Origin of the sequence: Burkholderia sp. KCJ3K979 (genome assembly GCF_016759955.1) — a bacterium.
Lineage (GTDB): Bacteria > Pseudomonadota > Gammaproteobacteria > Burkholderiales > Burkholderiaceae > Burkholderia > Burkholderia orbicola.
In genome coordinates, this window is record NZ_JACFYV010000203.1 from 1 (window position 1) to 11,953 (window position 11,953).

An 11,953-nucleotide genomic window follows, 5' to 3' on the forward strand; every position below is an offset into this window, starting at 1 on the left:
CGATGCGCGCGCAGGCCTGCATCGCGACGATGCCTTCGATCGACATCGGAATGTAGATGACGACGCGATCGCCCTTGCCGATGCCGCGTTTCTTCAGCGCATTGGCGAAGCGCGACACGCGTGCGAGCAGGTCCGCATAGGTGACACGGGTGACGGTGCCGTCGTCGGCCTCGAAGATCACCGCGACGCGCTCGCCGTTGCCGGCTTCGACGTGGCGGTCGAGGCAGTTGTACGACGCGTTCAGCTCGCCGTCGTCGAACCATGTGTAGAACGGCGCGTTGCGCTCGTCGAGCACCTTGGTGAACGGCTTGTGCCACGTGAGGCCTTCGCGCGCGAGACGCGCCCAGAAGCCTTCGTAATCCTGCTCGGCCTCGGCGACGAGCGCGCGATAGGCCGGCATGCCGGAAATGGTCGCCGTCTTCTCGAGCGCCGCGGGCGGCGCGAACTGACGGGTTTCGTGAAGAACCGATTCGATCTTGGACAAGCGTGTCTCCATGCGTTCATGTGATTCATGACGGCGCTCGGGAAAACGCAACATGCATGCCAGTTGCGCGACTGGTATGCGCCGGCGGCGAAAGTCGCGACGGCTGGGCGTGTAGTGCTCGACCTGATTGGTCGCGCTGTATCGCGGACGGTCGCGCGATGCCGTGTGGCGTTCAGAAATGCAGCAGGTCGTGTTGCAGTCCTGAGCAGTTGGGGCGAGCCGGCAGGTGGTCGCCCGGCACCGCCGCATCAGGCGAGCAGAGAGCGAAGCGCCGGTGCGTGCCTGAATTGCCGGATGCGTTCGAGTGCCGAGACCTCGAGCTGACGCACGCGCTCGGCCGACAGGTTCAGTTGCCGGCCGATCTCGCGCAGCGAATATTCGTTGTCGACATCGATGCCGTACCTCAGGCGAAGAATCCACGCCTCGCGTACCGGGAGACTGTCGATCAGCTCGGCAACCGCCGCACGCAACTGACCGGCGCTCGCGGCTTCTTCCGGCGTCGGCGCGTCGGGGTCGATCGTGACGTCGCACAACGTGAGGTCGTGATCGGGCGAAACGGGCAGGTCGGCGGAGATCGGCTCGCGCACGATGCTCATCAGCTCGCGCACCTTGTCGACCGGCAGCCGCATCTGCGTGGAGAGCGCCCGCGCGTCGGCGACGTCGCCGGTGCGTTGCCGGTGGAGTCGCGCGAGCCGCGACAGTTTGTTCAGCGTATCGACCGTATGCGCGGGCACGCGTATCGTGCGACCCAGATCGGCGAGCGCATGCGTGATCGCCTGCCGGATCCACCACGTCGCATACGTCGAGAATTTGAAGCCGCGCCGGTGATCGTAACGATCGACGGCCTTCATCAGGCCGATATTGCCTTCCTGGATCAGATCGGAGAATGGCAAGCCGCGATCGGCATAGCGTTTGGCGACCGACACCACGAGCCGCAGATTGCTCTGGAACAGCTTCGTTCTCGCGGGTTGCATCGCCCGCTCGATACGCGAGAGCCGCGCATCGAGCGCGATCGCGATGTCGAGCGGCAGCGCAGACTGGCCGGCGAGGCGAGCGAGCGCGCCGCGTGCGTCGATCAGTGCCGGCGCGTGGCGGGCGAGCGCGGCGGCGCAGTCAGGGTGCGCGGCGCGGCAGGCGTGTAGCCATGCGCGTACGTCGTCGCACGGCGTGAAGAGGTCGTGGTGCGCGGATTCGACACGTATGCCCGCGGTGGCCAGCGTATCGACGAGTCGTTTTTCGAACGTGCGCGCCCGAGTCGCACGCTCGCCGTTCGCTTGCCCGATCCGTTCGATCGCGCGCGAGGTGAAGCGGATGCGGTCGGTCGACGCCGTAGCCTCGCGCAGCAGTGTCCGGTAAGCGGCCGACGCGAAACCGTCGGCATGCAATGCACGCTGCATCGCGGGCGCCAGCGCACCGACACGTTCGAGCGCGTCGACGACCGTATCGCGCCACGCCGGGCTGTCGAGAGAAAGATCGGCGTCGTCGTTGGGCGCCGGTGATTCGGTGGCCGGATCGTCGGGCAACGTCGCCGGCGCACTTGCAGGCGATTCGGCATCGCCGGCGAACCCCGTCACGTAAACCGACGCCGCCACCTTGCCGGCACGAATGTCGTCCGCGATCGCCGCGACGGCGGCGAGTGCCGCCGGATCGCGGCTCAACGCGTCGATGCACGCCGCGCGGCCGCTTTCCAGACGCAGCGCGAGCGCGATCTCTTCGTCGCGTCCGAGCAGCGGCGTCGCGCTCATTTCCCGCAGATAGAGCCGGATCGGATCGTTGGTCCGGCCCGCGAGCAGATCGTCGGCCGCGAGCGGCGTCGATGCGTCGGCGAGCGGCGACGCGACTTCCGTCACTTGCGCGAAATGACGGTCGAGCGTCCATGCGGTGTGCGCGCCGGTATGCTCGCGCACGTCGATGCCGAGCTCGCGCAGCATCGACGCGGCGGTGTCCACATCCGCGCCGTCGGTCGCGTCGTCGGGCAGCGCATCGGCGATTTCACCGTGTGTCACGTAGCCGCGATCGATGCCCAGCGCGATCAGCGCATGCAGATGCGCGGCGCGGTCGGCGTGGGCACCGCGACACGGCGACGGCGCGCCGTCGCGTTCGCGTGCGGGCCCGGCGTCAAGCGAGCTTGGCATAGACGTTGCACCAGCCTTCCGCGGCAACCGTCTTGCCCGCGAACATCGGGCACGTCCCGGAGGATTCGCCCGCGGCGGCCTTGTAGAAGCGGCAGTTCGCACACGTCTGGCCGGCCTGGTACTTCGGGAACTTGCCGGCGTCGACGGTCGTCGCCTTGGCGCGGTAGCCGAGCGTCTTCGCCGCCGCGTCGTTTTCGTCGACGGGCGGTGCGGCGGCGAATGCGCGCGTGCCGGCCGCGAGCGCGGCGCACAGGCCGGCGGCCTGCACGAAGAAGGTTCTGCGATGACGCGAGATCATGATGCGGTCCTGAATGAAATGAACGGAAAAAGCCCGGCCCGCGCGCCGGGCAAGCTGCCCGGTACGGCGGTCGATCGGAACGAAAGAGGGTGAAGCGGTTACTTGCGCGGCCCGGCGATCAGCGGCGCCTTCGACGCGTTGGCGATCTCGGCGGTCAGCTTGCTCTTCGACGCGTCGTAGCCGTTCGAATAAAGCAGGAACGCCATCAGATCCTCGTATTCCTGTGCGGTCATCTTGCCGGGGCGATCGGCCGGCATGTTGCTCGACATGTACAGGAAGATGCCGCCGACCGTGATGTGCGACTTGCCTTCGGGCGCGAACGATTCCCCGCTCAGCGCGGGCGCGGTATTGCCCTCGAGCTGGTCGCCGTGGCATTTCGCGCATGCATCGCCGTAGAGCTTCTTGCCGTGCTGCACCTGGGCCTGGTCGAACGACGGCACGCCGCTGCCTTCGCTCGTCGACACCTTGATGAAGCCGGGCCGTTGCGCGGACGCGATCGCGCCGTCGAGAAACCGGCCGGGCACGCGCGTGGCGGCGGCTTGCGCGATGCCATCGGGCAGCGTCCAGCCGCGCGTGAGCGATGCGAGGCGGCCGTTGCCGCTCAGTTGCGACAGCGTGGCGTCGATGCGCTGTTGCAGCGCGTCCTTGCCCGGTCCGAACGCGAACGACAGTTGCCAGTCGGAGTACGGCGACGACGTCGCCGCCACCTGGAACCGTTGTTTCGGGTGCGCACGCTCGTACGCGACGACGCTCGGATACCAGACGATCGCGCGCTGCGCACGGCCCGCGGCGAGCGCGCCGATCGTTTTCTCGCTCGTGTTTTCGAGGTCGAAGCGGGCGTTCGTCTGCTGCGCGGCGATCAGTTGCGACGGGCTACCGTAGGTGGCCGCGATCGTTTCCTTCGCGCCGGACGGCGCGGGCGCATCGCGCAGCGACACGCTGACGTAGCCGGAGCGCAGATAGCCTTGCGAGAACGTCATCTTCGATCCCGACGCATCGGCGATCGCGGAGCGCGGGAAGCCGGCGATCACGTCGCAGTCGCGTTCGAGCGATTTCGTCAGCTCGCTGGCGGAGATGCCGTCGTCGTCGCCGTTGTCGTCGACACCGCGTGTGTTGAAGGTCGCGGCGATGCCCGCGGTGCGGAACACTTCGCGCGCGACGGCGCGGTCGAGTGCCGTGGTGGGGCTGCCGGGCAGCGTGCAGACGCGCACGCCGGCCGATGCGGTTGCCGGTGTCAGCGCCACGCCCACGGCGAGCAGACTGGCGACGGTAACGGAAGTGAGGCGAGTATTCATGGTCGGTGTCCGGTTGAAGCGGGTGGGGAGTCGCGCCCGCATCGGGCGCATGCGGGCGCGACTCGGGCGTGGCGCCGGGTCAGTTGAGCGCGAACACGTAGAGCGTGCCGCCGCGCGGAACGTCCTTCGCGATGTCGGCCATCGGGCCGCCCCAGATCGGGTTCGCGCCGCCGTAGCCGGCGAGCACCGCGACATACTCCTTGCCGTCGACCTCGTACACCGACGGCTGCGAGATGATGCCGCTCGCCAGTTGCGGGCTTTCCCACAGCACCTTGCCGGTCGCCGTATCGAACGCGTACAGGTGGCCGTCGAGCGAGCCGCTGAACGCGAGGCCGCTCGCGGTGGTCGCGACGCCGCCGTTCCACGGCTTCTTCGACCAGTGGCTCCACAGCTTCTTGCCGGTGTTCACGTCGATGGCCGTCAGTTCGCCGTAGCCTTCGCTGCCCGGTTCGGGCTTGATCTCGAAGCCTTCGCCGAGATACGGCAGGCCTTCCATGTAGCTGACCGACTTGCCGGTCAGGCTCATGCACGCATGCAGCGCCGGCACGACGGCGATGTTGCGTTCCTGGTCGTACGAGATCGACCACCAGTTCTTGCCGCCGAGGAAGCTCGGGCACGTTTCGATCGTCGTGCCGGCCTTCGGGAACTTCGATGCGTCCTGGATCGGCTTGCCGTCCTCCGTATAGCCGGTGACCGACAACGCCTTCACGAACGGCGTCGCGTAGATCAGCTTGCCGGTCGTGCGGTCGATCGCGTGGAAGAAGCCGTTGCGGTCGGCATGGATGATCGCGTCGTAGTCCTTGCCCTTGTACTTGATGTCCGCGAGGACGGCCGCGTTCACGCCGTCGTAGTCCCACGTGTCGTTGTTCGTGTACTGGTAGTGCCACTTCAGGTTGCCGCTCTTCGCATCGAGCGCGAGCAGCGAGTCGGAATACAGGTTGTCGCCGGGGCGCAGCGCGGCGAGCCATGGGCCGGGGTTGCCGACCCCCCAGTACAGCGTGCGCGATGCAGCGTCGTAGGTGCCGGTGAGCCACGCGGCGCCGCCGCCATGACTCTGCATGCCGTCGGGCCAGGTTTCCGCGCCCTTTTCGCCGGCGGCGGGGATCGTGTAGCGTTTCCAGACCTGCGAGCCGTCCTCCGGATTTAGCGCGGCGATGTAGCCGCGAATGCCGTATTCGCCGCCGGACGTGCCGACGACGATCGCGCCGTCGATCGCGAGCGGCGCGAGCGAGAACGCGTAGCCGAGGCCCGGCTCGAACATCTGCTTCTTCCACACGAGCGTGCCGGTCTGCGCGTCGAGCGCCGCGATTTCGCCGTTCAGCATCGCGATGTAGACGTTCTTGCCGTACAGCGCGACGCCGCGGTTGACGACGTCGCAGCACGCGGTCTTGAACGAGGCCGCGCCGAGCTTCGGCTCGTATTTCCACAGCTGCTTGCCGGTCTTCGCATCGAACGCGTAGACGTTGTCCTTCGGCGTCGTCACGAACAGGTAGTTGCCGTTGACGATCGGCGTGGCCTCGAAGCCCTGCTTCAGATCGGCGGGGAACTTGTACGCCCACACCTGCTTGAGATCCTTCGCGTTCGACGTGTCGATCTGCTTGAGCGGCGAATGCGAGCGGCCGTCGTAGGTGCGGTAGTAGGTCAGCCAGCCCGGGTCGCCGTGTGCATCGGTCAGGCGCTGGTAGGTCACGGCCGGGTAATCCGCGGCCGCTTCGACGAGGCCGGGGTTCAGCGCGACGGCGGCCGCCACCGCGATGCCGATCGTCGCCAGCCGGCTCGCTGAAGCCGAGAGTTTCTTCATGGTTGTCTCCTGGGTCATTGTGGTCGCACCGCCGCGAACGTTGCGTCGCGCCGGCACGGTTGGGGTTTCCGGGCCGAGTGCACTGCCCGTTACGCAAGTCGCATGCCATCGCGGCCGGAAGCCGGTGCGGCGCGGCACGCGGACGCATCGCAGGTGATGCGTCGAGCGACGTTGCGCGTCATGACGTCGACGCAGGTGTTGCATTCAGGTACACCGGCGCGCGCGAAGTGTTGCCAAACATGACAGGTGGCGCAGTCCGCGGGACAGCGGCGAGCCGGTCGCACGCATGCCATTCCGAAACGATGTGCGGCGCGGCGCGCGCTGCTCGTGCTCGCGGCGCTGGCACGGTTCTCGCACGCCGGCTTCGCGACAACCCGTCGCCGCGCGGTGCATCGCACGGCCCGGCGGAATACAAGTGCGGAGACAACGGAATGATCAGGAGACCAAAGGCCGCCGGATGGTACGGCGCGATGCGGCGTGGCCGGCGTGCGCGATGCGTTGGCGTGACCGTTGGCACGTTGGCGCTGTTCGGCCTGCCGCCCGGCAGCGTGCGCGCGCAGCAGCAGCCCGACGGCGGCGCGATCGCGCCGGCCGAGCCGGCCGTCGTGCTGCCCGCGGTGGTCGTCGTCGGCACGACGCCGCTGCCCGGGATCGGCACGCCGCTGTCGAAGGTGCCGGCGAACGTGCAGAGCGTGCGGGCGGCGGAGCTCGACGCGCAGCACCGCGCGACGCTCACCGATTTCTTCGCGGCGAACCTGCCGAGCGTGACGATCTCGGACGCGCAGGGCAATCCGTATCAGGCGGACGTCAACTATCGCGGCTTCACCGCGTCGCCGCTGCTCGGCACGCCGCAGGGGTTGTCGGTGTTCGTCGACGGCGTGCGCGTGAACGAGCCGTTCGGCGACGTCGTGAACTGGGACATCCTGCCCACGCAGGCGATCGACCGCGTGCAGCTGATTCCGGGCTCCAACCCGGTTTACGGGCTCAACACGCTCGGCGGTGCGCTCGCGATCACGACGAAGAACGGCAGGTCGAACCCGGGCGGCGAAGCGGAGGTGTCGGGCGGCTCATGGGGCCGCAAGACCGCCAGCGTCGAGCAGGGCGGCACGATCGGCTCGAACCTCGACTACTACGCGACCGCGAACGTCGCGAACGACGGCGGCTGGGCCGACCATGACGCGAGCCGCGTGCGGCAGGCGTTCGGCAAGCTGCGCTACACCGATGCGGACACGACGCTGTCGATTGCCGCGGGCGGCGCGGACAACACGCTGTCCGGCACCCAGACGATCCCGCGCTCGTTCCTCGACAACCGGAAGCAGGCGTATACGTATCCGGACCGGAACCGCAACAGCGCCGGCTACCTGACGCTGTCGGGCGAGCGATTTTTCGGCGAACACGTCGAGCTGAGCGGCAACGCGTACTACCGGCACCTGCGCAACACCAACACGAGCAGCAACAACAATACGGATTACGGATCGGTGGACGAGGACGACGGCACGGTCGACACAGTGCAGGGCAGCAACGCGCAATCGACGATCGTCACCGACAGCTACGGCGGCAGCGTGCAGCTCACGCTGCTCGGCAAGCTCGGCGGGATGGCGAACCGGCTGGCCGCGGGCGTCTCGGCCGATGTCGCGAATTCGAGCTACGTCGCGTCGTCGCAGCACGCATCGTTTACCGATGCGCGCGCGGCGATCGGCATCGGCGATTTCGTTCCGCAGACCAGCGCGAAGACGCGCAATGCGAACGTCGGTGTGTACCTGAGCGATGCGCTGTCGCTGACGCCGCACTGGACGCTGACGCTGTCGGGCCGCTACGACTGGTCGAAAGCGCAGATCGGCGACGAGAGCGGCGTGCAGCCGCTGCTCGACGGCAGCCATGTGTTTTCGCGCTTCAACCCGGCCGTCGGGCTCAACTGGAACCCGGTCCCGGGCTTCACCGCTTATGCGACGTACAACGAAGGCATGCGTTCGCCGACCGCGATCGAGCTCGCGTGCGCGGACCCGGCCGCGCCGTGTTCGCTGCCGAACGACTTCATCGCCGACCCGGCGCTCAAGCCGGTGATCTCGAAGACGTTCGAGGCCGGCATGCGCGGCCGCATCGGCGCGGCGACGACCTGGAGCGCCGCCGCCTATCGCACGACGCTGACCGACGATATCCAGTTCATCAGCAGCCCGGCCAGCGCGCAGGGCTACTTCCGCAACGTCGGCGATACGCGGCGGCAGGGTATCGAGCTCGTCGGCCGCACGCGGGTCGGCCCGCTCGGTGTCGGGCTGTCGTACAGCTATGTCGATGCGACCTACCGATCGTCGTGGACCGAACACAGCCCGGCGAATTCGGCGGCCGACGCGAACGGCAACGTGACGGTCAAGCCGGGCGACCGCATCCCCGGCATTCCCGCGCATACGGTGAAACTGCGGCTCGACTACGCGGCGACGCCCGTGTGGGACATCGGCGCGAACGTGACCTGGCGCGGCGGCGTGTACGCACGCGGCGACGAGAACAACGGGGACGTGAACGGCCGGCTTGCCGGCTACGTGCTGGTCGATCTCGACATGCGTTACCGGATCACGAAGCGGTTCGAGGTGTTCGCGAGCGTGACGAACCTGCTCGACAAGCGCTACGCGAGCTTCGGCGCACTCGGCCAGAATTTCTTCAACGGGCCGAACCATACGTTCGATGGCGCCCGTCCGGTCAACGAGCAGTTCGTCGGGCCGGGCGCGCCGCGCGGCGCGTGGGTCGGCGTGCGCTATGCGTGGGATTGAGCGGCGCGTGGCCGTGTGTGGTGCGCTTGCATGTGTCGTCGCGTCATGACACGAGCGAGTGAGGGGCCGTTACGTGAGCTGCACCGTCGCGAACATCGCATTGACGGCGCGTGCGACGCTGCGCGCCAATGCCGGGTCGCTTGCCAGATGCCCGGCCTGCACGCGTTCGATTTCCGCTTCGGGCACGGCCCGCGCGAGGCGGTCGACGTTGCCGACCGGGCAAACAGGATCGTGCATCCCGTGCGCGGCGAACAGCGGCACGCGGGCCTGGGCGGCCCGTCGCGCGAGCGCGAGCACGCGGCGCTCGCCGAGCCAGCAGTCGTGCTGCAGGTAGTGCGCCTGGACCCGGTATTTGTCGATCAGACGGCCGATGGTCCGGTTCGAGCGGATCGTGCGGGCGGGCGAGCGGCGCGTTCGCACTGATGCGAGGATCGCGCTTTCGTATGCGTGCCACGCGAGCGCCACCGCGCGCTGGCGGGCTGTGTTCGCGCCGGGGCGCAGCCCGGCAGCGCAGCGCGACAGCAGGCGATCCGGCCGGCCGCCGCCGGCCGCTGCATGCAGGCGCCGCCATTCGCGCGGCGCACGCGTGCGGGACGTCATGAAGAGCTTGCGGACTTCGCGTGGCGACGTCAGGAACAGGCCGCGCAGCACGACGCCCGTCACCCGCGCCGGATGCGTGCCCGCATACGCGAGCGCGAGCGCGGCGCCCCACGACCCGCCGACGACGCCCCAGCGTGCGATGCCGAGCTGCTCGCGCACCGCCTCCAGATCCGCGATCAGCCGCGCGGTGTCGTTGTGGCGCGTGCCGCCGCGCGGCCCCGATGCACCCGCGCCGCGCTGATCGACGAGCACGACGCGCACGCGGGTGAGATCGAACAGCCGCAGGATGCCGGCCTGGCTGCCGCTGCCTGGCCCGCCGTGCAGCACGACGACCGGATGGCCCTGCGCGGCGCCGGCCACGGCGAAGGCGATCGACTGCGCGTCGCGGTGCAGGCGACGGTGCACGGGCGTGGCCGGTGACGCCGGCGTATCGGGCAAGGCCCGCCGCGTGGGCGATTGCGTGGATCGAGTCGGGCGACGCGTCATGTCGATAGGGTTCGGGCGTAATCGGGAAGGGTAATCGTCGGCGGCCGGACGGTCGACTGCCCAGCCTCCTGCGACAAAGCGAGAAGCAAGCCAGAAGCGCGCCAACTGTGAAGATCCGGATTCGCACGGGTAGTCACGCGTCGGGAAATCACGGTATCACGAAGGCAGGCCGTTGCCTGACGCGACACGCCGCCGCTGCGCCGGTCGATTCATTACATCGTCCTTTCAGTTTCGTTGCGTGGCGCCAGCGTGGCCCGATGCTTGCTTGCAGTGACGGCAAAGAGTCCGGCAGTTGACCGGAAGGATCCCCCGGAGGAGACAATGCGCGATGACGTAGAGCAGGCGGCCGGGTCACGGGCCGCGCATCCCGCCGGCTGGCCCGCGCCGTCGATCCAGAAGGCCCATGAGCGCTCGGAGACGTTCGGCCTGCAGGTATCGGCGCGGCCCGACTACGACGTGCTGTCGAACGCGGCGCTGGTGCTCAAGCGCGAGCAGAGCCGGGTGCTGTGCGTACACGCGATGCCGGTGATGGAGACGCTGCACGAGCAGATCGTCAACACGCAAAGCATGATCGTGCTGACCGATGCGGAAGGGCTGATCCTGCATTCGATCGGCGACGACGATTTCCTGCGCCGCGCGGAGAAGGTCGCGCTGCGCCCGGGCGCGAACTGGGCGGAGAACCGGCAAGGCACCAACGCGATCGGCACGGCGCTGGCCGAGCTGTGCCCGATGGTCGTCCACGGCGACCAGCACTTCCTGGCCGCGAACCGCTTCCTGACCTGTTCGAGCGTGCCGATCCTCGATCCGTACGGCGACGCGATCGGCGTGCTCGACGTGACGGGCGACCACCGCAGCTATCACCAGCACACGATGGCGCTCGCGAAGATGTCGGTGCAGATGATCGAGAATCACCTGTTTACGACGACCTTTCAGGAAACGCTGCAGGTGTCGTTCCATGGCCGCCCCGAATTTCTCGGCACGCTGATGGAGGGGATCGTCGCGTTCACCGCCGATGGCCGCTTCCTGTCGGCCAATCGCAGCGCGCAGTTCCAGCTCGGCATGCCGCTCGCCGCGCTGCGCGCGCACACGCTGTCGTCGCTGTTCGACGTCACCAGCGCCCAGCTGATCGACCGCATGCGCGCGAGCACCGACCGGCACCTGATGCTCAATCTCGGCAACGGCGCGGTGGTCTGCGCGCGCGTGCATTTTCGCCGCGCGACGCTCGCCGAAGGCAGCCGGCCGACGGACGTCCATGACGCAGGCGCGCCGGCCGCGCGCGCGAACGCGGTGCCCGCGCCCGCGGCTGGCACGTCGGCCGGCCTGTCGCGGCTCAACTATCTCGACACCGGCGATGCGCAGGTCGCCAGCGTGATCGCGAAGGTGCGCAAGGTGATCGGCAAGGACATCCCGATCCTGATCACCGGCGAGACCGGCACAGGCAAGGAACTGCTCGCGCAGGCGATCCACAACGACTCGCCGCGCCGCGACGCGCCGTTCGTCGCGGTCAACTGCGCGTCGATTCCGGAGACGCTGATCGAGTCCGAGCTGTTCGGCTACGAGGAGGGCGCGTTTACCGGCGCGCGCCGCAAGGGGGCGATCGGCAAGCTGCTGCAGGCGAACGGCGGCACGCTGTTCCTCGACGAGATCGGCGACATGCCGTATCCGCTGCAGGTGCGGCTGCTGCGCGTGCTGCAGGAGCGCCTCGTCAACCCGCTCGGGTCGACGAAGACGATCGCCGTGGACATCGCGATCATCTGCGCGACGCACCGCGACTTGCGCGAGATGATCGCGCAGAACCGTTTCCGCGAGGATCTCTACTACCGGCTCAACGGCCTCGTGGTGCGCCTGCCGCCGTTGCGCGACCGCACGGATCTCGCGGTCGTCGTGCAGAAGATGCTGCAGCGCGAAGCGTTCGCGGGGCCGGACCGGCCGCCGCTGTCGGTCGCGCCGGACGTGATGGAGTTGTTCGTGCGGTGCACGTGGCCGGGCAACTTCCGCCAGCTCGGCAACCTGCTGCGCACGGCGGCCGCGATGGTCGACGACGACGGCGAAATCCGGCGCGAGCACCTGCCCGACGACTTCTTCGACG

Annotated in this window: 8 protein-coding genes; 2 read left to right on the top strand and 6 right to left on the bottom strand. The window is 68.4% G+C overall.

Annotated features, from left to right (window positions below; translation table 11 throughout):
• From H3O04_RS28845 to H3O04_RS28865, 5 genes are all read right to left on the bottom strand, one after another.
• Positions 1–484: acetyl-coenzyme A synthetase N-terminal domain-containing protein (locus H3O04_RS28845; RefSeq protein WP_202588971.1), on the bottom strand; the 484-nt coding region annotated here is incomplete at its 3' end.
• Between the two features lie 248 nt (positions 485–732).
• Complete coding sequence (locus H3O04_RS28850; protein WP_202588972.1) at positions 733–2,619, bottom strand: sigma-70 family RNA polymerase sigma factor; 1,887 nt, start codon at positions 2,617–2,619, stop codon at positions 733–735.
• Positions 2,603–2,917 (bottom strand): high-potential iron-sulfur protein, encoded by a 315-nt coding sequence (locus tag H3O04_RS28855; protein WP_023477493.1) that lies wholly within the window; start codon positions 2,915–2,917, stop codon positions 2,603–2,605. The genes H3O04_RS28850 and H3O04_RS28855 overlap by 17 nt, the downstream gene beginning before the upstream one ends.
• Positions 2,918–3,015: 98 nt before the next feature.
• A complete protein-coding gene (locus H3O04_RS28860) occupies positions 3,016–4,212 on the bottom strand; it encodes a c-type cytochrome (protein WP_034175164.1) in 1,197 nt (398 codons plus the stop codon).
• Between the two features lie 79 nt (positions 4,213–4,291).
• Positions 4,292–6,013 (bottom strand): methanol/ethanol family PQQ-dependent dehydrogenase, encoded by a 1,722-nt coding sequence (locus H3O04_RS28865; RefSeq protein ID WP_012339494.1) that lies wholly within the window; start codon positions 6,011–6,013, stop codon positions 4,292–4,294.
• Positions 6,014–6,444: 431 nt separating this feature from the next.
• Here H3O04_RS28865 and H3O04_RS28870 point away from each other — a divergent pair, with 431 nt between their 5' ends.
• Positions 6,445–8,778 carry a TonB-dependent receptor gene (locus tag H3O04_RS28870; protein WP_202588973.1) on the top strand — a complete coding sequence of 778 codons (2,334 nt, stop codon included), beginning with the start codon at positions 6,445–6,447 and terminating at the stop codon, positions 8,776–8,778.
• A 69-nt stretch (positions 8,779–8,847) separates the two neighbouring features.
• Here H3O04_RS28870 and H3O04_RS28875 read toward each other — a convergent pair whose 3' ends face one another.
• On the bottom strand, positions 8,848–9,864 hold the full coding sequence (locus H3O04_RS28875) for an alpha/beta fold hydrolase (protein WP_202588974.1): 1,017 nt from the start codon (positions 9,862–9,864) through the stop codon (positions 8,848–8,850).
• Between the two features lie 321 nt (positions 9,865–10,185).
• Here H3O04_RS28875 and H3O04_RS28880 point away from each other — a divergent pair.
• Positions 10,186–11,953 (top strand): sigma-54-dependent Fis family transcriptional regulator (locus tag H3O04_RS28880; protein WP_202588975.1); only part of this gene is annotated, 1,768 nt, incomplete at its 3' end.